This is a genomic window from Nocardioides sp. (assembly GCF_047606145.1).
Taxonomy (GTDB): Bacteria; Actinomycetota; Actinomycetes; order Propionibacteriales; family Nocardioidaceae; genus Nocardioides.
In genome coordinates, this window is sequence record NZ_JASGET010000139.1 from 121,599 (window position 1) to 145,231 (window position 23,633).

General features: G+C 71.0%; 22 protein-coding genes. 12 read left to right on the plus strand and 10 right to left on the minus strand.

Annotated features, from left to right (window positions below):
- Window positions 1–115: 115 nt before the first annotated feature.
- The 5 genes from QM638_RS19110 to QM638_RS19130 all read right to left on the minus strand — a co-directional run bounded on the left by QM638_RS19110 (window position 116) and on the right by QM638_RS19130 (window position 4,021).
- The gene (locus tag QM638_RS19110) at window positions 116–1,273 is read right to left on the minus strand and encodes an acyl-CoA dehydrogenase family protein (RefSeq protein ID WP_415144571.1); all 1,158 of its coding nucleotides are present in this window, start codon (window positions 1,271–1,273) and stop codon (window positions 116–118) included.
- 96 nt (window positions 1,274–1,369) lie between these two features.
- Window positions 1,370–2,212, minus strand: a complete 843-nt coding sequence (locus QM638_RS19115) for a septum formation family protein (protein WP_415144573.1) — start codon at window positions 2,210–2,212, stop codon at window positions 1,370–1,372.
- Window positions 2,213–2,292: 80 nt separating this feature from the next.
- Window positions 2,293–3,090, minus strand: a complete 798-nt coding sequence (locus tag QM638_RS19120) for a septum formation family protein (RefSeq protein ID WP_415144575.1) — start codon at window positions 3,088–3,090, stop codon at window positions 2,293–2,295.
- 27 nt (window positions 3,091–3,117) lie between these two features.
- Window positions 3,118–3,615, minus strand: coding sequence for a flavodoxin family protein (locus QM638_RS19125; RefSeq protein ID WP_415144577.1), 498 nt, complete (start codon window positions 3,613–3,615; stop codon window positions 3,118–3,120).
- Window positions 3,616–3,625: 10 nt separating this feature from the next.
- The gene (locus QM638_RS19130; protein WP_415144579.1) at window positions 3,626–4,021 is read right to left on the minus strand and encodes a pyridoxamine 5'-phosphate oxidase family protein; all 396 of its coding nucleotides are present in this window, start codon (window positions 4,019–4,021) and stop codon (window positions 3,626–3,628) included.
- A gap of 349 nt (window positions 4,022–4,370) precedes the next feature.
- On the opposite strand from QM638_RS19130, the gene leuA reads away from it, so the two are divergent.
- A complete protein-coding gene (gene leuA / locus QM638_RS19135) occupies window positions 4,371–6,116 on the plus strand; it encodes a 2-isopropylmalate synthase (protein WP_415144581.1) in 1,746 nt (581 codons plus the stop codon).
- Between the two features lies 1 nt (window position 6,117).
- Here the strand turns inward: leuA and QM638_RS19140 are convergent, their stop codons facing one another.
- Entirely contained in the window at window positions 6,118–7,245 is a 1,128-nt protein-coding gene (locus QM638_RS19140; protein ID WP_415144583.1) for a septum formation family protein, read from the minus strand.
- Window positions 7,246–7,384: 139 nt separating this feature from the next.
- On the opposite strand from QM638_RS19140, the gene recO reads away from it, so the two are divergent.
- On the plus strand, window positions 7,385–8,113 hold the full coding sequence (gene recO / locus QM638_RS19145) for a DNA repair protein RecO (protein WP_415144584.1): 729 nt from the start codon (window positions 7,385–7,387) through the stop codon (window positions 8,111–8,113).
- Window positions 8,114–8,159: 46 nt separating this feature from the next.
- Window positions 8,160–8,936, plus strand: a complete 777-nt coding sequence (locus QM638_RS19150) for an isoprenyl transferase (protein WP_415144586.1) — start codon at window positions 8,160–8,162, stop codon at window positions 8,934–8,936.
- Window positions 8,937–8,971: 35 nt separating this feature from the next.
- Here QM638_RS19150 and QM638_RS19155 read toward each other — a convergent pair whose 3' ends face one another.
- From QM638_RS19155 to QM638_RS19170, 4 genes are read right to left on the minus strand one after another with little or no spacing between them, the layout of a single operon-like run.
- Complete coding sequence (locus tag QM638_RS19155; protein ID WP_415144588.1) at window positions 8,972–9,370, minus strand: Fur family transcriptional regulator; 399 nt, start codon at window positions 9,368–9,370, stop codon at window positions 8,972–8,974.
- Complete coding sequence (locus QM638_RS19160; RefSeq protein ID WP_415144590.1) at window positions 9,363–10,250, minus strand: metal ABC transporter permease; 888 nt, start codon at window positions 10,248–10,250, stop codon at window positions 9,363–9,365. Before QM638_RS19160 ends, QM638_RS19155 begins: the two co-directional genes overlap by 8 nt.
- Complete coding sequence (locus tag QM638_RS19165; RefSeq protein ID WP_415144592.1) at window positions 10,247–11,110, minus strand: metal ABC transporter ATP-binding protein; 864 nt, start codon at window positions 11,108–11,110, stop codon at window positions 10,247–10,249. Before QM638_RS19165 ends, QM638_RS19160 begins: the two co-directional genes overlap by 4 nt.
- A complete protein-coding gene (locus QM638_RS19170; protein ID WP_415144594.1) occupies window positions 11,107–12,135 on the minus strand; it encodes a metal ABC transporter substrate-binding protein in 1,029 nt (342 codons plus the stop codon). Before QM638_RS19170 ends, QM638_RS19165 begins: the two co-directional genes overlap by 4 nt.
- A gap of 202 nt (window positions 12,136–12,337) precedes the next feature.
- Here QM638_RS19170 and QM638_RS19175 point away from each other — a divergent pair, with 202 nt between their 5' ends.
- From QM638_RS19175 to dnaG, 9 genes are all read left to right on the plus strand, one after another.
- The gene (locus QM638_RS19175) at window positions 12,338–13,969 is read left to right on the plus strand and encodes a lysyl oxidase family protein (protein ID WP_415144595.1); all 1,632 of its coding nucleotides are present in this window, start codon (window positions 12,338–12,340) and stop codon (window positions 13,967–13,969) included.
- 188 nt (window positions 13,970–14,157) lie between these two features.
- Window positions 14,158–15,570, plus strand: a complete 1,413-nt coding sequence (locus tag QM638_RS19180) for a glycine--tRNA ligase (RefSeq protein WP_415144597.1) — start codon at window positions 14,158–14,160, stop codon at window positions 15,568–15,570.
- Window positions 15,571–15,594: 24 nt separating this feature from the next.
- The gene (locus QM638_RS19185) at window positions 15,595–16,281 is read left to right on the plus strand and encodes a hypothetical protein (protein ID WP_415144599.1); all 687 of its coding nucleotides are present in this window, start codon (window positions 15,595–15,597) and stop codon (window positions 16,279–16,281) included.
- 47 nt (window positions 16,282–16,328) lie between these two features.
- Window positions 16,329–17,510: a tRNA dihydrouridine synthase DusB gene (gene dusB, locus QM638_RS19190; RefSeq protein WP_415144601.1), complete on the plus strand. Its 1,182-nt coding sequence runs from the start codon at window positions 16,329–16,331 to the stop codon at window positions 17,508–17,510.
- A gap of 279 nt (window positions 17,511–17,789) precedes the next feature.
- On the plus strand, window positions 17,790–18,668 hold the full coding sequence (locus QM638_RS19195; protein ID WP_415144603.1) for a mucin-2 protein: 879 nt from the start codon (window positions 17,790–17,792) through the stop codon (window positions 18,666–18,668).
- 243 nt (window positions 18,669–18,911) lie between these two features.
- Window positions 18,912–19,874, plus strand: a complete 963-nt coding sequence (locus QM638_RS19200; protein ID WP_415144604.1) for a hypothetical protein — start codon at window positions 18,912–18,914, stop codon at window positions 19,872–19,874.
- Window positions 19,867–21,126 (plus strand): deoxyguanosinetriphosphate triphosphohydrolase, encoded by a 1,260-nt coding sequence (locus QM638_RS19205; RefSeq protein ID WP_415144606.1) that lies wholly within the window; start codon window positions 19,867–19,869, stop codon window positions 21,124–21,126. The genes QM638_RS19200 and QM638_RS19205 overlap by 8 nt, the downstream gene beginning before the upstream one ends.
- Window positions 21,127–21,151: 25 nt before the next feature.
- The gene (locus QM638_RS19210) at window positions 21,152–22,138 is read left to right on the plus strand and encodes a 2-hydroxyacid dehydrogenase (RefSeq protein ID WP_415144608.1); all 987 of its coding nucleotides are present in this window, start codon (window positions 21,152–21,154) and stop codon (window positions 22,136–22,138) included.
- A 131-nt stretch (window positions 22,139–22,269) separates the two neighbouring features.
- The coding region (dnaG, locus tag QM638_RS19215) for a DNA primase (protein ID WP_415144609.1) at window positions 22,270–23,633 on the plus strand (1,364 nt) is incomplete at its 3' end.

Genomic DNA, 23,633 nt, shown 5'->3' on the forward strand with positions numbered 1-23,633 from the left:
TTCGGCAAGGTATGCAGCTGGACGGGCACCTCCCGCGTGGAGTTCCGCTTGGGAAGTGCGCATTCGGCTGCATACCTAGCTGAACGGTCCGGGGAGCCGGCCCGCCCGGGCGCCGCTACAGGCCCATGTCCTTGGCGATGATCATCTTCATCACCTCGCTGGTGCCGCCGTAGATCCGGTTGACCCGGCTGTCGGCGTAGAGCCGGGCGATCGGATACTCGTTCATGTAGCCGTAGCCTCCGTGCAGCTGCAGGCACCGGTCGATCACCTCGGAGGCCACCTCGGTGCAGAACAGCTTCGCCGAGGCCGCCTCGGCCGGGGTCAGCTCGCCGGCGTCGAGCGCCTCCAATGCCCGGTCGGCGACCGCCTGGGCGGCGTCGACCTTCGCCTGGCAGGCGGCGAGCTCGAACTTGGTGTTCTGGAACGAGGCCACGGTGTGGCCGAACACCGTGCGCTGCTTGGTGTACTCGACCGCGAACCGCACGGCCGCCATCGCCTGCGCATAGGCGCCGTAGGCGATGCCGAGCCGCTCCTGTGGCAGGTTGCGGCCCAGATAGGAGAAGCCCTGGTTCTCCTCGCCGAGCAGGTTGAAGCGGGGCACGCGCACGTCGGTGAAGGAGAGCTCGGCGGTGTCGGAGGTGCGCAGGCCGAGCTTGTCCAGCTTGCGTCCGACCTGATAGCCGGGAAGCGTGGTGTCGACCACCAGCAGCGAGATGCCGTAGCGGCGGTCGTCCTCCTTCGCCGCCGAGGTCCGGGCGCACACGATCACCCGGTCGGCGTTGACTCCGCCGGTGATGAACGTCTTGGCGCCGTTGAGCACGTAGTGCTCGCCGTCCTCGGAGAGCTTGGCGGTGGTGCGCATCCCGGCCAGGTCCGAGCCCGTGCCGGGCTCGGTCATCGCGATCGCGTACATCGTCTCGCCGGAGACGAACGGCGGCATCCAGCTGGCCAGCTGCTCCCGGGTGCCGAGGCCGAGCAGGTAGGGCAGGCACAGCGCCACATGGACGCCAGAGCCGCCGAAGCTCACCCCGGCGCGGGCGGTCTCCTCGTACTGGATGGCGGCGTACTTGAACGAGGAGATGCCGGCGCCGCCGTACTCCTCGGGGACCTCGATGCCGAACAGCCCGAGCTCGGCGAGCTTGCGATAGAACTCCTTGGGCACGATCCCCGCCGCCAGCCACTCCTCGTGGTGCGGCACCACCTCGGCGGCGATGAAGGCACGCAGCGTGCTGCGGAAGGCTTCGTGATCCTCGTTGAAGACGGTACGACGCATTCCCCGACCCTAGCGACTCTTCTCCGGGCGTGGCGCGCAGGGCCTGACGGGGCCCTGGCCGGGGCATGGTGGCGAGACCACGACCTCGGTGACGGCTCAGCTGTTGTCCGGGGCCCAGCAGACGCCGTAGGTCTGGCCGGAGTTCCACTGGGCGCGGGTGGGGTACTCGTAGCCCCATTGGTAGTCGAGCGCGTCGTCGGCGACCTTGCGGGCGGCCGACTTGCAGGTGTCCTCGCCGAGCGACTTGGCCTGGGCGACGCCGGGGTAGTCGCCGGCCGGGAAGGCTACGGTGCTGATCGCCTTCCAGGTGTGGTCGAGACCGCACGGCACCCGCTCGAAGCCGGTGGTGCCGGGCTTCGCCGTCCCGCACATCGCGTACGTCGCGGCGCGGTCCGCGTCATCGAGCACGCCCTTGAGCCGGCCGGTCAGGTCGAGCAGCTTGTCGCTGCCGGCGACGGCGATCACGTCGCAGCGGTACCAGCCCTGGCCAGCCTCCGACTCGGCCACCGTCGGGGTGAACCAGACGGGTCGCAGCATGGAGAGCCGCAGGTCCTCCACGTCGCCGCCGAGGAAGCGCTGCAGCGCGCTCGGGCAGGTGGTGGCGACCTGGTTCTGCACCTGCGTGGAGTCGACCGCGAGCAGATGGTCACCGGCGAGGCTGTCCAGGTGCCCGACCCGGTAGGTCATGGTGGTGTGGGCGTCGGTGCAGTCGACCGCATCGGTCCGGGTGGTGGGTGCGAGCGCCTGGTCGAACGTCATGTCGTAGCAGGCCCGCATCGCCGGCACCGGAGCCGCCGAGGCGGTGGTCTGGCTCGGTGCGGGCGCGGACGGGCTGGGGCTGGACGGACCGGAGTCCGGCGAGCCGCCGCAGGCGGTGGCCGTCGCCGCTGCGGCGAGCAGGACGACGACGCCGAGTCCCGGTCGGCGGGGTCCGTTCATCTGCCGCCTCCTCATCCCTCGCCCCCGTCTCGGCTCACGTCGGCTCACCTCTCGGGCCATTCCGCGCTTCATTCCTCGCTTCATTCCGCGGTCCTCGCCCAGCACACCGACAGCCGGTTCCCCGCGCGCCACTCCGTCTCGCCGAACCAGGTGTAGGCGTAGTCGGCCGAGGAGAACTGGGCCGGGTAGTGCAGCCAGGCCTTCACCGACTCCGAGCAGTAGCGCGAGCTGGTGTCCTCGACGTCGGCGTCGCCGGGGTAGGAGTCCGAGGGCTCCCCGACCTTGACCGTCGTGACCGCCCGCCAGGCGTGGTTCTGACTGCAGGCCACCCTCGCCTGCCCCAGACGGCCGCCGCGGGCACACACCATCCAGTCGTCGTCGACGCTCGGTCCGCGGAGCAGGTTCGTGGTCTTGGTCGGCAGGTCGACGTACGCCATGCCGTTGCCGCCGGCCACCAGGTCGCAGCGGTACCACCGCGCCCCGGCGTCCCAGGCGGCCGTCGACGGCCGGAACCAGACCCAGCTGAACAACGAGCGCATCGTGGTGCTCTGGTCGGTGCCGAGGTGCCGCTGCAGGGTGGTGGTGCAGCGCTGGTAGGCCCAGTCGGCCAGCTCGGTGTCGTCGCGGCCGGCCTCGTCGAACCGCTCGGGCAGCGATCCGGCGGCGTAGGTGGCGGCGGTGTGCGGGCTGGCGCAGTCCACCGTCGGGCTGGCGTTGCTCGTGCGGGCCAGCTCCGCCCGGGTCAGATCGCGGCACGCCCCCCGGGCCGGCGTCGCGGTGGTATCGGGGTGGGCGGAGCCGGTCGCCGCCGAGGAGCCGCCGCCGCAGCCGGCGCACAGCGCGGCCAGGGCGAGCAGAGCGAGCAGCAGGCGGGTCACGTCGGCCGATGGTACGTGAGGACGCGTCTAACCCGACTCGACCAGGGCCGCCAGCGTCGCGCCGAGCTCGTAGGCGGCCTCGGTGTCCGCGTCGCTGACCTCGCCGAGGACCTCCAGCACCGGAGCGGCCGGCCGCCAGCCCAGCGCCTGGACGATCGAGGTCACCGAGCGGACGGCGCCGGTGAGGTCGTAGCGGCCATGGACGAAGAGGCCGTAGGGTCGCTTGGCCGTGGCGCCCTCGGCGGCCCCGGAGCCGGCACCTCCCGAGTCGTCGAGCGCGCCGCCGATGCTGAGGAAGGTCGAGTCGAAGAAGTGCTTGAGCGCACCCGACATGTAGCCGAAGTTCGCGGAGGTGCCCACCAGGTAGCCGTCGGCGGCGAGGACGTCGTCGGCGGTCGCCTCCAGCGCCGGCCGTACGACGACCTCGACGCCGCGCAGGGCGGGATCGTGCGTGCCGGCGACCACCGCGTCGGTCAGCAGCCGCAGCGACCGGGTCGGTGAGTGATGGACGACGAGCACCCGCATGGACGGCTCCTCAGTCCGCGACCAGCTCCCGGCCGTTGACCTGCTCGGGTCGCAGCCGTATCCACAGCGGGCGCGCGCCGCTGGGCCAGCTGTGCAGGCCGAGCACCGCCGGGTCGACCTGGTCCTCGTGGTAGAGGATCTCGGCCCGGCCGCGGAACTGCACCGACCAGCCGACATGGGTGGTGGCGTCGAGGTGGTCGACCAGCAGCGCGACCTGGCTCTCGTCGACCTCGGCGGCCAGTGCGGAGTGCGCGGAGGTGCGGATCCACACCACGCCGTCGTGGACGGCGTGGTTCACCGGCACCACGGCCGGGCCACCGGGCCCGGTCCATCCGATCCGGGAGATCTGGACGGTCGCCGCCAGCTCCCAGGCCCGTTCGGTGGTCAGCTCCTCGAGATGGGTCACGATCGGCTCCTCCTGCCTCGTCTTCGGTGTCTGTCTCGTCCGTCGCCCGTGCCTGCCGCGTGAATCGTGCCTGTCGCATGAATCGTGCCTGCCGCATGTACCGCGTCGGCCGCGCCGGGATCGGTCGGGACCAGTGTGTCAGGAGCCGCCGACCTTCCGTCGGCCGAGCCCGTCCGGACCGCCCCTGCCGGAGTCACCGGCCGGATCCGGTGCTATCGTGGCCTCGTCATGATGAGCAGCCTCCTTCTTAGCTGCCGCAGCGGGGCCTCGTAGGCCGGACCCCCTCGCTGCGGAGTCGTTGGTGTGCCCGGCACCCGAACTTCCCACACGCAACAGCGAGGCGGACCCCATGACCAATCTGAGCAACACGTCGAACCAGCAGAAGCCCTCGGGCATGCCCTTCGAGCGCTACCACGCCTTCGTCCCGGTCGATCTGCCGGACCGGACCTGGCCGACCAAGAAGATCACGCACGCGCCACGCTGGCTCTCCACCGACCTGCGTGACGGCAACCAGGCGCTGATCGACCCGATGACCCCGGCCCGCAAGCTGATGATGTTCGAGCTGCTGGTCGCGATGGGCTACAAGGAGATCGAGGTCGGCTTCCCGAGCGCCAGCCAGACCGACTTCGACTTCGTGCGCAAGCTCGTCGTCGAGGACCGGATCCCCGACGACGTCCAGATCTCGGTGCTGACCCAGGCCCGGGAGGACCTGATCGAGCGCACCGCCGAGTCGCTGGCCGGGGCGCCGCGCGCGACCATCCATCTCTACAACGCCACCGCCGAGCTGTTCCGCCGGGTGGTGTTCGGCGTCACCGCCGAGGAGTGCATCGGGATCGCCACCCGCGGCACCGAGATGGTGATGAAGTACGCCGAGCAGTATCTGGGCGGCATCGTCGGCACCGAGGACTTCGGGTATCAGTACAGCCCGGAGATCTTCACCCAGACCGACACCGACTACGCCCTCGAGATCTGTGAGCGGGTCAGCGACGTCTGGCAGCCCGAGCCGGGCCGGGAGATCATCCTGAACCTGCCGGCGACGGTGGAGATGTCCACGCCGAACACCTATGCGGATCAGATCGAGTACTTCGGCCGGCACCTCACCCGGCGCGAGGTCTCGGCCATCTCGCTGCACCCGCACAACGACCGCGGCACCGCCGTCGCCGCCACCGAGCTCGCCCTGATGGCCGGGGCGGACCGGGTCGAGGGCTGCCTGTTCGGACACGGCGAGCGCACCGGGAACGTGGACCTGGTCACGCTGGGCATGAACCTGTTCAGCCAGGGCATCGACCCGATGATCGACTTCGCCGCGGGCGGCGGCATCGACGAGGTACGCCGTACCGTCGAGTACGCCACCAACCTGCCGGTGCACCCACGCCACCCCTACGCCGGCGACCTGGTCTACACGGCCTTCTCCGGCTCCCACCAGGACGCCATCAAGAAGGGGCTGGAGGACCTGGACCGGATCGCCGAGGAGCGTGGGGTGCCGGTGGGCGACCTCGACTGGGAGGCGCCGTACCTGCCGATCGACCCCAAGGACGTGGGCCGCACCTACGAGGCGGTCATCCGGGTCAACAGCCAGTCCGGCAAGGGTGGGGTCGCCTACGTGCTCAAGTCCGAGCACAAGCTGGACCTGCCGCGCCGGGCGCAGATCGAGTTCAGCCGCGTCATCCAGCAGCACACCGACTCCGAGGGTGGCGAGGTCAGCCCGGAGGAGATCTGGCGGATCTTCACCACCGAGTACCTCGACCGCGACACCCCGCTACGCCTCAACTCGGTGCACACTTCCTCCGCCGCCGGGGGCAAGGACGCGCTCAGCGTCAACGTCTACCTCGACGGCGAGCTGCTCACCCTGGAGGGGACCGGCAACGGTCCGATTGCGGCGTTCGTCGAGGCGCTCAACCAGGTCGAGGGCCGCGACTGGGACATCCGGGTGCTCGACTACGCCGAGCACGCGCTCTCCGCTGGCGGGGACGCGGTCGCCGCGGCGTACGTCGAGTGCTCGGTCGGCGAGACCATCTACTGGGGCGTCGGGGTGGACGCGAACATCGTCACCGCATCGCTCAAGGCGGTCATCTCCGCGGTCAACCGGGCCTGACTCAGGTGTCGGTGCCGCCCCCGGTACCGGACCCGTCGACGTCCGGCGCCCAGCACACGCCCTGCCGGTCACCGAGCTTCCAGAAGCTGGCGCTCGGCGCGGTCACGTAGTCGCTGGAACTGCCGCAGGCCTGCTGTCCCTCGGCGGTGAGGCTGGTGGACGAGGGGCGCTTGCTGCTGGTGCTCTGGGAGGTCCACACCGCGTCCGCGCGGAAGACGTGGTCCTGGTCGCAGGTGGTGCGGATGCCGTCGGAGGTGATGCAGGCGCGGTAGGCATCGGTCAGGTCGTCGGGCACCAGCGTGTCGTCGGTCGGCAGGTTCGCGAAGTCGCCGTCCTCGATGAGCGCCAGCTCGCAGGTGAACCAGCGGGCTCCGGTCGCCCACTGCGCGGCGGTCGGCCGGAACCAGACGAAGGAGTACGCCGTGAGCGGCGCGACGTCCTTCGACACGCCGAGGGCCTGGGCGAGGTGCTGCTGACAGGTGTAGCCGGCGGAGTTCATGTCGGCGTCCTTCACGCTGGTCGTCCCGGTCGAGAACTGCCCGACGTAGTAGGTCAGCGTGGTGTGCGAGCCGCTGCAGTCGACCACCGGGGAGTCGCTGGTCGCCTTCGAGGCGGCCTGGTAGGTGGTCTGACGGCAGTCGCCGACGGCGGGGGTGCCGCTGCTCCCAGCGCCGGTCGAGGAGCCGCCGGTGGAGGAACTGCCGCTCGGTGAGTCACCGGCCGAGGCCGACTGGGTCGAGTGGGCGGAGCTGTCCGAGCCGGTCGAGCCGGTGGAGCCGATCACCAGCGCCGCCCCACCGGCGATCAGCAGCACCAGCACGACCGCGGCGGCCACCAGCCAGGGCCACACCGGTCGGCGCCGCGGGGCGGCGTAGGGGCGCACCGCGAACGGGATCCCGTCCGGTGTCTGGGTGACGTCGATCGCGGCCGGCCGGCCCGGCTGGGGAGCGCTCGCCATCGCCCGGAACCACTCCGTGGCCCCGGGGACGGCCAGATGGGCATCCTCGAGCGCCTCGACGAGGAACTCCTGGCCCGAGACCGGGCTGCGATAGACCCAGGCACCGACCCGTCCGTCGGAGCCGAGATGGCGCACCTGGACGAGCTGGCCGAGCTGAGCGGGAAGCGGCATGACGTCATTGTGCCGTCCCTACATGTGTGTCGCCCGGCAGGTGTGCCTGCGCCGGTCTGATGCCGCTGATGCCGTGCCAGTGTGCCCGTGCCGGTGTGCCTGCGCCGGCTCGGTCGCGGTGGGGGCGCAGAATAGGGTCGTGCCTCTGTATCGCGACGAGGCGGTTGTGCTGCGTACCCACAAGCTGGGGGAGGCGGACCGCATCATCACCCTGCTGACCCGCCATCACGGCCGGGTGCGCGCGGTGGCCAAGGGCGTGCGGCGGACCACCTCGAAGTTCGGCTCCCGGCTGGAGCCGTTCACCCATGTCGACCTGCAACTGGCCGAGGGCCGCAACCTGGACACCGTCACCCAGGCCGAGACCCTGACCCTGTTCCATGCCGGCATCGGGCTCGACTACGAGCGCTACACCGCCGGCACCTGCATGCTGGAGACGGCCGATCGGCTGATCGCCGAGGAGCGCGATCCGTCGCCGCAGCAGTACCTGCTGCTGGTCGGCGGCCTGCGGGTGCTGGCCCAGGGGGAACGGCGGGCGGGTCACGTGCTGGACTCCTATCTGCTGCGGTCCTTGGCCGTCGCCGGGTATGCCCCGAGCTTCGCCGCCTGTGCGCGCTGCGGTCTGGCGGGGCCGCACCGCTGGTTCAACCCGTCGATGGGCGGCATGCTGTGCCGCACCTGCCGGGTGCCGGGTTCGGCCTCGCCGTCGGCGGAGACCGTCACCCTGCTGGGTGCCCTGCTCACCGGCGACTGGGCCCAGGTGAGCCGGGCCGACGAGCGCAGCTCGCGGGAGGCGACCGGCCTGGTCTCGGCGTACCTCACCTGGCATCTGGACCGCGGCCTGCGCTCGTGGGAGTACGTCGAGCGGTAGCGCCGGTCTGGGACTAGGCTCGGCGGCTGTGAGGAGAGCCAAGCCCGTGCGTCAGCCGTCCCCGCATCCGTCCGGGGCGAGGCCGCCGCGGATCCCGGCCGAGCTGGTGCCCCGGCACGTCGCGATCATCATGGACGGCAACGGTCGCTGGGCCAAGGAGCGCGGGCTTCCTCGCACCCGGGGACACGAGGCCGGCGAGAGCAGCCTGTTCGACGTGGTCGAGGGCGCCATCGAGCTCGGCGTGAAGGCGATCAGCGCCTACGCCTTCTCCACCGAGAACTGGACCCGCAGCCCGGAGGAGGTGAAGTTCCTGATGGGGTTCAACCGCGACGTGATCCGGCGCCGTCGGGACGAGATGAACGAGCTCGGCGTCCGGGTCCGCTGGGCCGGGCGGACCCCACGGCTGTGGAGGTCGGTGATCAAGGAGCTGCAGGTCGCCGAGGAGCTGACCCGCGACAACGACGTGTGCACCCTGACCATGTGCGTCAACTACGGCGGCCGGGCCGAGCTGGCCGACGCCGCCCGGCGGATCGCCGAGGATGCCGCCGCCGGCCGGATCAACCCGGCCAAGGTGGATGAGAAGACGTTCGCCCGCTATCTCTACGTCCCCGAGCTTCCCGACGCCGACCTGGTCTGGCGCACCAGCGGGGAGCAGCGCCTGTCCAACTACATGCTCTGGCAGGCGGCGTACTCGGAGCTCGTCTTCACCGACGTGCTCTGGCCCGACGTCGACCGGCGTCACCTGTGGGCGGCGGTGGAGACCTACGCCAGCCGCGACCGCCGGTACGGCGGCGCCCAGCCCAACCAGGTCGCGACGCCCTGAGGACGCGCTGCCCCGGAGGGCGTGCCGCGCGCTGCTCAGCCCCGGCAGGCGGCGCAGACGCCGAAGATCTCCAGGGTGTGGGCGACCTCGGTGAAGCCGTGCCGGTCGGCGATCGTCCGGGTCCATCGCTCGATGGCCGCGGCCTCGACCTCGATGGTGGCACCGCAGTCGCGGCAGACCAGATGGTGGTGGTGGCTCTCCGAGCAACGCCGGTAGACGGCCTCGCCGTCCTCGGTGCGCATCACGTCCACCTCGCCGGCCTCGGCCAGCAGCTGCAGCGTGCGGTAGACGGTGGCCAGTCCCACCTGCTCGCCGCGCTTGCCCAGCAGGTCGTGCAGCTCCTGCGCGGAGTGGAAGCCCTCCACCTCGGCGAGCAGGCCGGCCACCGCGGTGCGCTGCCTCGTGGGCCGCAGCGAGCCCGTGGTCTCAGCCAACGCTCGCCTCCGCCGCCGCTGGTGCGGTGCGGGCGCGCAGCTGCCGTCGGCGGCGTACCAGGGCGCCGAGCGGCCAGGCCAGGATGAAGCAGGCCAGGCCGAGCAGCACGATGGTCGGCCCCGGCGCGACGGTGGCGTGGAACGAGGCGAAGGTGGAGATGAGCAGCCCGCCCAGTGACGCCACCGCGCCGAGCAGCATCGCGCCCCACAAGGTGGTCCGGAAGGTGCCGGTGAACTGCTGGGCGGTGGCCACCGGGATCACCATCAGCGCGGAGACCAGCAGCAGGCCGACGGTGTGCATCGCCACCGTCACGCTGACCGCGGCCAGCGCCGCCACGATCATGTTGTAGGCGCGCACGTGCAGGCCGGCGACCTTGGCGAACTCCTGGTCCTGGGCGACCGCGAACAGCTGCGGTGCGAGCCCGACCCCGATCACCACGACCAGCGCCGCCAGCACCATGGTCACGATCACGTCGTCGATGGAGATCGAGGTGATCGAGCCGAACAGGTAGGTCTGCAGCATGGCGGCGCTCTCCCCGCCGATCCCGGAGAGCAGGACGCCGCCGGCCAGCCCGCCGTAGAAGAGCAGTGCCAGCGCGACGTCGCCGCCGGCGTGCCCGCGCTCCCGGATCAGCTCGATCGCCACCGCACCGAGCAGCGAGACGATCACCGCCGTCCAGGTGGGGGAGGCGCCGGTGAGCAGGCCGAGTGCCACCCCGGTGACGGCCACGTGGCCGATCCCGTCGCCCATCAGCGACAGCCGGCGCTGGACCAGGTAGGTGCCGATCGCGGGGGCGGCGAGCCCGGTCACGGCCGCCGCGATCAGGGCGCGTTGCATGAACCCGTAGGAGAGCAGGTCCCAACCGTTGATCGCGCTCACTGGGCGGCCTCCTCGTGGGTGCACTCCAGCGGGGTGCTCACCTGCGGCACATGCGGTGGCCGGTGCTCGTCCTGGTCGTGCTCGTGGTGATGCAGGTGGATCTCGCCGAAGTGCGGGGTGTGCACCTCGTGATCGGCCAGCCGGGGTCCGTCGTACTCCTTGACGCCGTTGCGCATGACGACGCAGCGGTCCACCAGCGGCGCCAACGGCCCGAGCTCGTGCGCCACCAGCACGATGGTGGCGCCTCGTCGCTTGAGCTCGCCGAGCGTCTCGGCCAGCGCATGCTGGTTGGGCAGGTCCACCCCGGCGGTGGGCTCGTCGAGGAAGAGCAGCTCCGGCTCGCCGGCCAGCGCCCGGGCGATGAGGGTGCGCTGCTGCTGGCCGCCGCTGAGCGTCGAGGTCGTCTGTCGGGCCCGGTCGCCCAGCCCGACCACCTCGATCGCGTCGCGGATGGCGGATCGATCCGCGCGGGAGAGGGGGCGCAGCATCCTCCGGTGGGTGAGTCGTCCCGAGGCGACGACCTCCCACACCGAGGCGGGTACGCCGGAGGCGGCGCCGGTGCGCTGCGGCACGAACCCCACCCGACGCCACGCGCGGAACTCGTCCAGCGGGGTGCCGAACAGTCGCAGCTCGCCGGCGGCCAGCGGACGCAGGCCGGTCAGGGCGCGGACCAGGGTCGACTTGCCGGATCCGTTGGCGCCCATCAGGGCCAGGAAGTCGCCGGAGCCCACCCGCAGGTCGACCCCCCGAAGGATCGGCACGCCGCCGATGGAGACCGATCCGCCGGTCAGCTCGACCGGCGGCACGGGACCGGGCTCGTCGGCGGAGGTCTCGCCGGGGGTGTTCACAGGAGTGCTCATCGGCAGCCGTTGGCTTTCTTCAGTGCGGACAGGTTGTCCCGCATCAGGGAGAGATAGGTGTCGGTGGAGGTGGCGGAGGTCAGGCCCTCGATCGGGTCCAACACCGCGGTGGTCACGTGCATGTCGGAGGCCAGGGTCTCGGCGAGTTGAGCGGGCGCGAGCCGTTCGCCGAACACCGCGGTGATGCCCTTGCTCTCGATCAGCTCCTGCAGCCGGGCCAGGTCGGCGGGGGTGGGCTCGGCGTCGGGGGAGAGGCCGGCGATCGGCTCGACGTACAACCCGTACTTCGCCAGGTAGCCGAAGGCGTTGTGGCTGACCACGATCGTGTCACGGGCGCAGTCCGCCAGGCCGGCGCGGTACTGCCGGTTCAGCGCCTGGAGCCGGACCCGTACCGCCTTCGCGTTGCGCTCGTACGTCGCGGAGTGGCCGGGGTCGATCGTGCCCAGCTCGGCGGCGATCGCGTCGGCCACCGAGGCCATCCGCATCGGGTCCTGCCAGAAGTGTGGGTCGAGGTCGCTGGGGTCGGTGCTCTCCTCGCTCTGTCCACTGAGCGAGTCGCTGACCTCGCTCTCGGAGTCGGTGTGGTCCAGATCGTCGTGACCGTCGTGCGAGAGCGGTTGGAGATCGGCGGCCGTGGCGACGTCGAGCGGGTCTCCGGTGGCGACCTGGTCGACGGCCGTGTCGACCGCCGCCTGCAGGCCCCCGAGGTAGACCACCAGGTCGGCGTCGGCGACGTCGGCGGTCTGCTTGGGGGTCAGCTCGAGGTCGTGCGGCTCGGCACCGGGGTTGGTGAGATCCTCGACCTCGGCCTGATCGCCGACCACCTGCTGGGCGATCCACTGCAGGGGATAGAGCCCGGCGACCACGGTCAGCGCACCGTCGTCGGCGGCCTCGTCGTGGGAGAACGCGGCGCAACCGGTCAACGTGCCGAGACCGATCGCGAGTGCGGCGGCCAGGGCCACGACTCGCGGCCCGGCGATCGGGGGCCCGGCGATCGGGGAGGGGGCGGCCGGAGATGGGGACATTGAGAATCAGTCTCAGTCCAGCTGAGAACCGTTGTCAAACCACCGGTCGATCCCCGATCGGCCATCGACGGGCCATCGACGGAGCATCGACGGACGAAATCCCGTCTCCGGGCAACCACTTCGTCTCACAGCGCGTCAACAGGTTGTGTCTGCGACTCCGTGGCACCCGCGGTGGGGGCCGGTGCCACGGAGCGCGGACGCGATGCCGATCGTGTCCGAGACCCACACCGTCCCGACGACGGTGGAGAAGACGACGGGGGAGAAGATGAAGCACAGGCCAGATGAGCGCGGGCCGGATGAGCACGGGCCAGACAGGTACAAGTCACCCAGGCGGGTGCCACGCCGACGGCGATGGGCCGGCACGGTGGCGATCGCCGGCAGCGTCGCACTCAGCGCCGTCGGGACGCAGGTGGTCACCGACCCGGCGCACGCCGCCGGGGACGACCCGTCCGGCTCGGCGCAGGCCGCGGCGGCCTCGAGCGCCCCGCTGCGGGTGTGGGCGCCCAAGCGGGTGGTCGTCAGGGCGTACGGCAAGCAGGTCTACGACGACCTGGGCGTCCAGCTGATCGCCGGATCGAGCCCGTTCGAGGTCCGTACCACGCGGGCGTCGTACAAGGTGGCGCCGGTGACCAAGGCGATCATCGGGGACCGTGAGGTCACCCTGCCGGTGCCGGCCTCGGCGCCGCTGGGCAGCCTGCCGGGCTTCACCCGGCTCACCCTGACGCCGAAGTCCGGCGGCCAGGCGCGGGTGATCAACGCGCCGACCTGCTTCTCCAACTACGCCCAGCAACGGATCACGCCGAGCGCACCGGCCACCTCCCCCTATCCCGACGAGTGCACCTACAACGCCTACTCGCTCGGCACCGTGCAGGGGCTCCAGGCGGGCTGGGCGCTCTCGCCGTACCTCGACCGGAGCTTCAAGATCGCCACCGGCCGGTACGACGCGACGGTGCAGATCGCGCCGAGGTACGCCAAGGCGCTCGGGCTGAGCACCGCCCAGTCCAGCCGCGCCTTCACCCTGGTGGTCAAGAAGGGCGCCGACGGCCGGCGGAAGGTCGCCGAGACCGACGGCGACATCGCCACGCCGGCGGCGCACCCGCCGACCGGCAAGACCGCCAGCCAGACCGGCGTCGCCGACTCCGGTCCGCGACCGGACCTCCGCTCGATGCCGGCCTGGGGCATCTCGCTGAACAAGAAGGGCACCGTGCTGCGGTTCTCGGCGACCGTGTGGAACGGGGGCGACAGCCCGTTGGTGGTCGACGGGTTCCGCCGCGGCAACAAGCCGGTGATGGACGCCTATCAGTACTTCTTCGACGCCGACGGCAACCAGACCGGCTACGAGCCGGTGGGCACGATGGAGTGGGACAACCGGCCCTCGCACTTCCACTGGCACTTCCACGACTTCGCGCGCTACTCGCTGCTGGACGCGAACAAGAAGAACGTGAAGATCTCGGGCAAGGAGTCGTTCTGCCTCGCCAACACCGATGCGGCCGACCTGACGGTCTCCGGCGCCGCCTGGCGTCCGGACAACACCGACCTGGCGACGGCGTGCGGCGACCAGAGCTCGATCTCGCTGCGCGAGGTGCTGGCCAGCGGCTGGGGTGACACCTACACCCAGTACCGTGCCGGGCAGGCCTTCGACATCTCCAAGCTGCCCAACGGCACCTACTTCATCTCGGTGAACGCCAACCCGCACAAGGCGCTGGTGGAGCAGAGCTACACGAACAACCAGTCGCTGCGCAAGATCCGCATCAAGGGCACCGCGAAGCACCGCAGGGTCGTGGTCTCCCAGATCGGCATCATCGACCACGAGGGGTACGGCGGCACCGGCTGATCCCGATCGGGCCGACCCACGATCGGGCCGACCCGACCCGAGCAGGCCGAGCGCCGCAGACTCGCCGATCCCGGCGGGCTGCGGCGCTCGCGCGCGTCCTCGGTGTCAACACCCAGCGCCGTCCTCGATAGGCTGGGGCGGCGCCGGCAGCCTGCCGGCGCACAGATCAGTGAGAGAGAGCGCAGCACGTGGCAAAGCCGCCCGCATCGACCGTCGACCTCGTCGTCTCCCTGGCCAAGCGGCGGGGTTTCGTCTACCCGAGCGGCGAGATCTACGGAGGCACCAAGAGTGCCTGGGACTACGGCCCGCTCGGGGTGGAGCTGAAGGAGAACATCAAGCGGCAGTGGTGGCGCTCGATGGTGACCAGCCGCGACGACGTGGTCGGTCTGGACTCGGCGGTGATCCTGCCGCGTCAGGTCTGGGAGGCCTCCGGGCACGTCAAGACCTTCACCGACCCGCTCACCGAGTGCCAGAGCTGTCACAAGCGGTTCCGTGCCGACCATCTGCAGGAGGAGGTGGCGGAGAAGAGGACCAAGACCAGCGCGCACGAGGTCGACCCGGACACCGTCGACCTCGCCGAGGTCGCCTGCCCCAACTGCGGCACGCGGGGCGCCTGGACCGAGCCTCGTCAGTTCTCCGGCCTGCTCAAGACCTACCTGGGCGTGATCGAGGACTCCTCCGGGTTGCACTATCTGCGTCCCGAGACCGCGCAGGGCATCTTCGTCAACTTCGCGAACGTCGTCACCAGCCAGCGGATGAAGCCGCCCTTCGGCATCGCGCAGTACGGCAAGTCCTTCCGCAACGAGATCACGCCGGGCAACTTCATCTTCCGCACCCGTGAGTTCGAGCAGATGGAGATGGAGTTCTTCACCCAGCCCGGCGACGCCGCCGAGTGGCACCAGTACTGGATCGACGAGCGCACCCGGTGGTACGTCGACCTGGGCATCGACCCCGACAACCTGCGCCACTTCGAGCACGCCCCCGAGAAGCTCTCCCACTACTCCACCCGCACCGTCGACATCGAGTACCGGTTCGGCTTCGCCGGCTCGGAGTGGGGCGAGCTGGAGGGCATCGCCAACCGGACCGACTTCGACCTGTCCACCCACGCGGCGCACAGCGGCGTCGACCTGCGCTACTTCGACCAGGCCAGCGGCGAGCGCTACACGCCGTACGTCATCGAGCCGGCGGCCGGACTGTCCCGCAGCCTGATGACCTTCTTGGTCGACGGCTACACCGAGGAGGAGGCGCCCAACGCCAAGGGCGGCGTGGACAAGCGCGTCGTGCTCCGGCTGGACAGGCGGCTCGCCCCGATCAAGGTCGCGGTGCTGCCGCTCTCGCGCAACGAGGCGCTCTCGCCCAAGGCGAAGGCACTCGCCGCCGAGCTCCGGGCCAACTGGAACGTCGACTTCGACGACGCCCAGAGCATCGGCAAGCGCTACCGCCGCCAGGACGAGATCGGTACGCCGTACTGCGTGACGGTCGACTTCGACACCCTGGAGGACGACGCCGTGACCATCCGCGAGCGCGACACCATGGCCCAGGAGCGGATTCCGATCGCCGGGGTCTCGGCCTATTTCGCGGAGCGCCTGCTCGGCTGCTGAGGCGAGCCCAGGCAGGATAGACCCATGCGTCCCGTGCGCGCCCTCGGCGGCGCCGTCCTCGTAGCCTCACTGCTCGGCTCCGCGCTCACCGGCTGTGGATCCGGCTCCTCGGACTCGTCCGGATCGTCGAGCTCCGGTTCGGGGAGCTCCTCGGTCTCGGCCGACCAGGCCGGCAGCGCCGCGACCGGCATCCCGACCACCACGGCACCGGGCTCCGCGCTGAAGCTCGGCCAGGTCGCCACCCTGGACTGGTCGCCGAGCCAGAAGCTGACCGGTCGGATCAAGATCAAGGTCACCAAGCTGGAACGCACCAGCTACGCCAAGACCTTCACCGGCTGGAACATCCCGAAGAGCTTCCGCAAGCGGTCGCCGTACTTCATCAGGGCGCGGGTGGCGAACGTCGGCAAGACCGATCTCGGCGGTCAGCAGACCCCGCTGTACGGGCTCTCGAACGCCGATGAGCTGGTCGCGGCGGCGTCCTTCGGCAGCACGTTCAAGGCCTGCACCCCCTCGAGCCTGCCGAAGAACTTCGGTCGTGGGAAGTCGGTCTCGGTGTGCCTGGTGGTGCTGGTGCCGAACAAGGGCAGGCTGGTCGGGGTCAGCTATCGGCCGACCGAGGACGTGGAGCCGATCACCTGGAAGGGCAAGGTCACCACCTACACCGAGCCCAAGGCGAAGAAGTCGAAGAAGCACAGCTCGAAGAAGCACTGACTCCTCAGGATTCCCGCTCCGCGGTCGCGGCGCGGGAGAATCGGGGCATGTCGCTGCCGACCTCGCTCACCCTGGGCGACCTCACCGTGGACGCGCCGGTGGTCCTCGCCCCGATGGCGGGGATCACCAACGCCGCCTATCGGCGACTGTGCGCCGAGTCCGGGGCCGGACTCTACGTCTGCGAGATGATCACCAGCCGCGGACTGGTCGAGCGCGACGAGCACACCCGCGACATGCTCGTCTTCGACGACGTCGAGACGGTCCGTTCGGTCCAGCTCTACGGCACCGATCCGGCCTACGTGGGCAAGGCCACCGAGATCCTCTGCGCCGAGTACGGCGTCGCCCACATCGACCTCAACTTCGGCTGCCCGGTGCCGAAGGTGACCCGCAAGGGCGGAGGCGGCGTGCTCCCGTGGAAGCGCGGGCTGCTCGCCGAGATCCTGGAGCACGCGGTCGGCGCGGCCGCGCCGTACGGCGTCCCGGTCACCATGAAGACCCGCACGGGCATCGACGCGGACCATCTCACCTATCTCGACGCCGGCCGGATCGCCCAGGAGACGGGAGTCGCCGCCATCGCACTGCACGGCCGGACCGTCGCCCAGGCCTACTCCGGCGAGGCCGACTGGGACGCGATCGGCGAGCTCGTTGCGGCGGTCGACATCCCGGTGCTGGGCAACGGGGACATCTGGGAGGCCGCGGACGCGGTCCGGATGGTCGAGCAGACCGGCGCGGCCGGGGTCGTGGTCGGTCGCGGCTGCCTGGGTCGGCCGTGGCTGTTCCGCGACCTGGCCGCCGCGTTCGCCCCCGGCGGGACAGACACCGGCTCGACGGACACCGGCTCGACAGACACCGGCCGGGCGACCGCGCTGCCCACCCTCGGTGAGGTCGCGGCGATGATGCGCCGGCACGCCGAGCTGCTCTGCGAGCACATGGGCGAGGAGCGCGGCTGCAAGGAGATCCGCAAGCACATCAGCTGGTACCTCAAGGGGTTCCGGGCGGGGGGCGAGCTGCGCCGTTCGCTGGCGCTGGTCGACTCCCTGGCCGCGCTCGACGCGCTGCTCGGCCGGCTCGATCCGGCCGAGCCGTTCCCGGTCTCGGAGCTCGGTGCGCCGCGGGGACGCCAGGGCTCGCCACGGGACAGGGTGGTGGTCCCCGAGGGCTGGCTGGCCGACTGCGACGGCCGCGGCAGCGGCTTCGCCGAGGACGCCGGGGAGACCTCCGGCGGCTGATCGCCGCGCGCCCCCAGAGCCGCCGAGTCGGTCGTCAGAACCAACGAATCGGCCCTTAGAACAGCCGAATCAGTCGTGGGCGCGGTCGAGTCGGCCCGGCTCGGGTGCGGCCGGCCCGGAGGGCAAAGATTCCCGCCTGGGTGTGGGGATTCTCGGCGCCTGATTGGTCGCGGGCTCGGTCGGTGTGTTCTACTCGATCGACGTGCCCGGGTGAGGCCGCCTTCCCCGTCCGGTATCCGCCTGGGCCTGACCGTGTCGTCGAAGCAAAGGATCAGCGCTGTGGCAGGCAGCCACAAGCGGGACACCAATGCCCGCCGTAGACCGAAGGCCGTGACCGTCGCCGGGTCGGTCGCCCTCCTCGCCACCGGTGTCACGGTGACCGCCGGGATGGGACTCACCGGCGGCTCCGGCGGTGCGGTGGTCGCGCTCGACGTCAGCCCGTCGAGCACGTCGGCGGCCACGAGCAGCGATCCCGCCTCGGGTACGTCGACGACGCGCAGCCACCGGGTGACCCGCGACGAGAGCCGGCGGTCGGTATCGGCCGCCAAGTCCCTCGTGGACGCGGGCCAGGCGACGGCCGGTCGCGAGTCCTACACCGCGATGTGGGCCACCGACGCACTCAACCTGTGGACCGCGCCCGGCGACGACGCCACCCAGGACGGTGAGCTCGATGCTGGGAAGAGGGTGCTCGCCACCGGCAACAGCGCGCAGGGTCGCCAGGAGGTGGTCGTCGACGGCGTCACCCGCTGGGTCACCACCGGCTACCTGACCAAGGAGAAGCCAACCGGCGTCACCGCAGGGCTCTCGATGACCCCCTGTCCGGACGGCTCGGTGGAGAACGGCCTCACCTCCGGCGCGGTCCGGGTCTACCGGGCGGTGTGCAACGCCTTCCCCCAGATCACCAGTTACGGCGGGTGGGACGCCCATGGCGAGCACGCGTCGGGCAAGGCGATCGACATCATGACCAGCGACGTACAGCTCGGCACCCAGATCGCGGAGTTCCTGCAGTCGCACGCCAGCGAGCTCGACCTCTACGACATCATCTGGCGTCAACACATCTGGACCCCGGTGCGGGCCTCGGAGGGCTGGCGGTCGATGCCGGATCGTGGGTCGGCGACGGCGAACCACTACGACCACGTCCACGTCTCGGTGAACTAGCCCGTCGGCCGCTCGGGCAGCCACGACTCGCGGTCAGGAGTTCGTGACCACGTCGATCTCGGCACGCAGCCCCGGCACCGTGGCGAAGCCCGGGTCTGACCGGTGCCGCCTCGAGGATCTCGGCGAGGAAGGGCCGGACGGACAGGCCCGACGGTACGCACGAGGCTTGGGCTGGTCACGGTGGAGCGTCCCTTCCACCCGTGACCGCGCCGCCGGTCGGCCCGTCTGTGATTCGCTGGGGCGGTGGCCCGACTCCGACATCCCGCCGTGGTGACGCTGTTCCTCGCGCCGGCGCTGGGGGAGTGGCTCTCGGGAGCGAGCCCGCCGTTGAACATGGTCTGGCCACCGGCGTTCGTGCTGGTGGTCTCGCTCTACGGCTGCGGCGTGTTGCTGTGCCGCGAGATCGCCTGGCGGGCCGGACTCGGCCTGCGTGGGCTGTGCCTCCTGGGCGCGGCGTACGCCGTGGTGGAGGAGGCGCTGGTCGACAGGTTCTGGTTCGACGTCCGCCTGGCCGGCGACGGCGGCATCGGGCACTACAGCGAGGTCTGGCACACCAGCGTCCTGCTCGCGGTGAACCTGACCGTCTTCCACATCGTGGTCAGCGTGGTCTCCACCATCGTGCTGACCGAGCTGATGTTCCCCGGTTTCCGCGACCGACCCTGGCTGGAGGGTCGGGCATGGGGCATCGTGGCCGGCAGCTTCGTGCTGCTGCCCAGCATCGCCTACGGCCACTACAGCCTGGACTACCTGCCACAGCGGGTCGTCGCGGCGCTCCTGGTGGTGGCCCTGGCGCTGGTCGCGATCAGGCTGCACGGACATCCCTCGCTCTGGGCGTCGGCGGCGGTGCCCGGCCCGGCCCGCCGCGGGGTAGCGGCGGTGTCCTTCCTCGCCGCCGCGGCGAATCTGCTGCTGATGGGGCTCTCCGACACCGGCACGCCGTGGCCGATCGCCGTGGTCGCCGTACTCGCTCCGGTCCTGCTCGCCCACCTGCTGCTGCGTCGCCGGGTCAGCGGGCCCGTCTTCGGCCGCGACGGGTTCCGGGTGGTCGCCGGCGTGCTCGGGTTCTATTGCCTGTTCGCGTTCGGAGTCGGCCTCGCCGGTCGGTTCGACCTGTGCCTGGGCGCGGTCGCGGTGGGGGTGCTGCTGTGGCGCATCCGCCGGCGTCAGCGAGAGTGGGCGTGCCCTAGGGTCGTCCTCGATGGATGAGCTGTACGACGACCGTGACCGTGAGCGCCTGGTTACCGAGCCGCCCAAGCGGGTGCTCGCACCCGAACGCACCCCGTTCGAGCGCGACCGCGCGCGCCTCGTCCATGCCGCCTCGTCGCGGCGACTGGCGGCCAAGACCCAGGTGGTCGGGCCGCAGTCCGACGACTTCGTGCGCAACCGGCTGACCCACAGCCTCGAGGTCGCCCAGGTCGCACGCGATCTCTCTCGCGCACTGGCGAGCGGCATCGGCGGCGCCGGCGGCCCGCAGCCCGACATCGCCGAGACCGCGGCGCTGGCCCACGATCTCGGCCACCCGCCCTTCGGACACAACGGCGAGACGGTGCTCCATGAGTTGGCCGAGTCCTGCGGCGGCTTCGAGGGCAACGCCCAGACCCTGCGGCTGCTCACCCGGCTGGAGGCGAAGACCTTCGACGCGGAGGGCCGCTCGGTCGGGCTGAACCTCACCCGGGCGACCCTCGACGCGTGCACCAAGTATCCCTGGCGGCGCGGACGGCGTCCCGGCCCGAAGTTCGGGGTCTACGACGACGACCTGGGCGTCTTCGAGTGGCTGCGTCCGCCCGGGGTCGGCGAGCGACGGTGCCTGGAGGCCCAGATCATGGACCTCGCCGACGACGTCGCCTACTCGGTGCACGACGTCGAGGACGGCATCGTCGCCGGTCGGATCGACCTCACCCGCCTCGACCTCGACGCGGTCACCGCCACCACCCGTGCCTGGTATGTGCCCGGCCTCGAGCGGGACACCGTCGTCGATGTCGTCGCCGGGCTGCGGGCGGGTGACTGCTGGCCGACGGCGCCGTACGACGCCAGCCGGCGCAGCCTGGCCGCGCTGAAGAACCTGACCTCCGATCTGATCGGGCGCTTCTGCGGGGCCGTCCAGGAGTCGACCCATGCGGCGACGCCGGGGCCGTTCGTCCGCTATCGCGCCGACCTGGTGGTGCCCGATCGGACCAGGCTCGAGATCGCGGTGCTGAAGGGGATCGCCGCGCACTACGTGATGCAGTCCGAGGAGCGGAAGGCGGTCATGGAACGGCAGCGGGAGCTGCTCGCCGAACTGGTCGCCGTGCTCCTCGACTCGGCGCCGGGCACCCTCGACCGGCCCTACGCCGACGACTGGCGCGCCGCCTCCGATGACGCCGGCCGGCTGCGGGTGGTGATCGACCAGGTGGCGTCCCTCACGGACGTGACCGCCGAGGCGTGGCACACGCGATGGTGCGCCGGCTCGTCTCGCTAGGGTCGGCCGGGTGAGCGAATCCCCTGTGAGCGAACCCGCTGTCTGCGAACCCGCCGTCCACCGACCCCCTGGTCACGAACCCCTGGTCTGGCTGCCGTTCGACACGAGCGAGATCGCCGATCCGGAGACCGGCCTGCCGCCCGGTGGGCTGCGCTACGAGGTGGTCGACCCGACCCTCTCGGTGCCCGACTCGGTCACCGAGGTCGAGTTCTACGTCACGCCGTACCAGATGCACTCGGACGTCGCCGAGGTCCTCTCCCGGATGAGCAGCCTGACGGTGGTCCAGACGCTCTCCGCCGGAGTCGACAACCTGCGCGGCCGGATCCCCGACGGGGTCACGCTGTGCAATGGACGCGGCATCCACGACACCTCGACCGCGGAGCTGGCGCTGACCCTCACCCTGGCGAGCCTGCGGGGGCTGCCGAGGTTCGTCCGGCAGCAGGACGCGCACGAGTGGCACGGCGGGTTCGAGCGGTCGCTGGCGGACAGGCGGGTGCTGATCCTCGGGTACGGCGCGATCGGAACGGCGATCGAGGCCCGGCTGCGTCCGTTCGAGTGCGAGGTCGTCCGGGTCGCGCGCACCGCACGGGACGGCGATGCCGGCCGCATCCACGGCTTCGACGAGCTCGGTGACCTGCTGCCGACGGTGGACGTGGTGATCCTCATCGTGCCGCTCACCGCGCAGACCGAGGGCATGGTCGATGCGGGGTTCCTCGCCTCGATGAAGGACGGCGCCGTGCTGGTCAACGTCGCCCGTGGCGCGGTGGTGGTCACCGAGGACCTGATCGCCGCGCTGCGGAGTGGTCGGATCTCCGCGGCGCTCGACGTCGCCGACGTCGAGCCGCTGCCGGCCGACCATCCGCTGTGGCAGGCACCCCACCTGCTGATCACCCCGCACGTCGGCGGCGCCTCCAGTGCGATGCGGCCGCGTGCGCACCGGTTGGTGCGCCAGCAGCTGGTGCGCTACGCCGCGGGAGAGCCGCTGGCCAACGTGATGACCGGGGAGTACTGACCCCGCGCATCCGTCCCGCGCGTCCCCGACCTTCCGCGCGCGTCTCCCGGGGTTGTCGCGGTGCACGCCGCACCCACGGTCAGGGGTGCGGGGCGGCCGGCGGCGTCGGGACCGGGCCGTAGGATCACCGCGTGGCAGGTCGGATCCGGGAGCAGAGCATCACCGAGGTGCGCGAGAAGGCGCGCATCGACGATGTCGTCTCCGGCTATGTGACCCTGCGCCGGGCCGGCCCGGGCTCGCTGAAGGGGCTGTGCCCGTTCCACGACGAGAAGTCGCCCTCGTTCAACGTCAACCCGACGAGGAACTTCTATCACTGCTTCGGTTGTGGCGAAGGCGGCGACGTCATCGACTTCGTGATGAAGATCGACGCGCTCAGCTTCACCGAGGCGGTCGAGCGGCTCGCCGAGAAGTACGGCGTTCGGCTGGAGCGCGAGGACGGGGACGGTGCCCCCGAGCGGCGTGGCCCCGGGCGCGGCAAGCTGGTGGCCGCGCATGCCGCGGCCGCGGAGTTCTACGCCGAGCAGCTCGCCGGGCCGGATGCGCTGGTCGCGCGTCAGCTGCTGGCCGAGCGGAACTTCGACCGTGCCGCGGCGGAGCAGTTCGGCGTCGGGTTCTCGCCGCGCGGCGGCGAGGTGCTCTACCGACACCTGCGGGGCCGCGGCTTCACCGACGAGGAGCTCATCACCGGCGGGCTGGTCGCGGCCAGCCAGAGTCGCGGACGGTCGCCGTACGACCGGTTCCGCGGCCGGCTGATGTGGCCGATCCGCGATCCCGGCGGCGACGTGATCGGGTTCGGTGCTCGCCGGCTCTTCGACGACGACCGGATCGCGGCCAAGTACCTCAACACCAGCGAGACGCCCCTCTACAAGAAGTCGCACGTCCTCTACGGGATCGATCTGGCCCGCAAGGAGATGGCCAGGACCTCGCAGGCCGTCATCGTGGAGGGCTACACCGATGTGATGGCGTGTCATCTCGCGGGGGTCTCGACCGCGGTGGCCACCTGCGGGACCGCGTTCGGGGATGAGCATGCCAAGGTGCTGCGTCGCTTCCTGGCCGACCGCGACGAGCTGCACGGCGAGGTGGTGTTCACCTTCGACGGTGACGCCGCTGGTCAAGCGGCCGCGCTGAAGGCGTTCAGGGGGGATCAGAACTTCGTCTCGCAGACCTATGTCGCGGTGGAGCCGGGTGGGCTGGACCCGTGCGATCTGCGGCTGAAGAGGGGTGATGAGGCGGTCCGCGAGCTGGTCGCCGGCCGACAGCCGCTGTACCGGTTCGTGCTCGGCAACATCGTCGGCAAGTACGACCTCGACCGCGCCGACGGGCGGGTCGACGCGCTGCGGGAGGGGGCCCAGCTGGTCTCCAGCATCCGCGACTCCTCCAAGGTGGACGCGTTCGCACGGGAGCTGGCCGCGATGGTCGGCGCCGACCCGGACGAGGCCCGGGCAGAGGTACGGCGCGCCGGTCGGCGTACGCGCGCCGGCGGGCGGGCGGAGCC

Bases quoted from the DNA above. Each gene is read 5' to 3' on its own strand.
- QM638_RS19110 (WP_415144571.1), bottom strand. From the start codon at position 1,273: ATGCGTCGTACCGTCTTCAACGAGGATCACGAAGCCTTCCGCAGCACG.
- QM638_RS19115 (WP_415144573.1), bottom strand. From the start codon at position 2,212: ATGAACGGACCCCGCCGACCGGGACTCGGCGTCGTCGTCCTGCTCGCC.
- QM638_RS19125 (WP_415144577.1), bottom strand. From the start codon at position 3,615: ATGCGGGTGCTCGTCGTCCATCACTCACCGACCCGGTCGCTGCGGCTG.
- leuA (WP_415144581.1), top strand. From the start codon at position 4,371: ATGACCAATCTGAGCAACACGTCGAACCAGCAGAAGCCCTCGGGCATG.
- QM638_RS19140 (WP_415144583.1), bottom strand. From the start codon at position 7,245: ATGCCGCTTCCCGCTCAGCTCGGCCAGCTCGTCCAGGTGCGCCATCTC.
- QM638_RS19165 (WP_415144592.1), bottom strand. From the start codon at position 11,110: ATGAGCACTCCTGTGAACACCCCCGGCGAGACCTCCGCCGACGAGCCC.
- QM638_RS19170 (WP_415144594.1), bottom strand. From the start codon at position 12,135: ATGTCCCCATCTCCGGCCGCCCCCTCCCCGATCGCCGGGCCCCCGATC.
- QM638_RS19175 (WP_415144595.1), top strand. From the start codon at position 12,338: ATGCCGATCGTGTCCGAGACCCACACCGTCCCGACGACGGTGGAGAAG.
- QM638_RS19185 (WP_415144599.1), top strand. From the start codon at position 15,595: ATGCGTCCCGTGCGCGCCCTCGGCGGCGCCGTCCTCGTAGCCTCACTG.
- dusB (WP_415144601.1), top strand. From the start codon at position 16,329: ATGTCGCTGCCGACCTCGCTCACCCTGGGCGACCTCACCGTGGACGCG.
- QM638_RS19205 (WP_415144606.1), top strand. From the start codon at position 19,867: ATGGATGAGCTGTACGACGACCGTGACCGTGAGCGCCTGGTTACCGAG.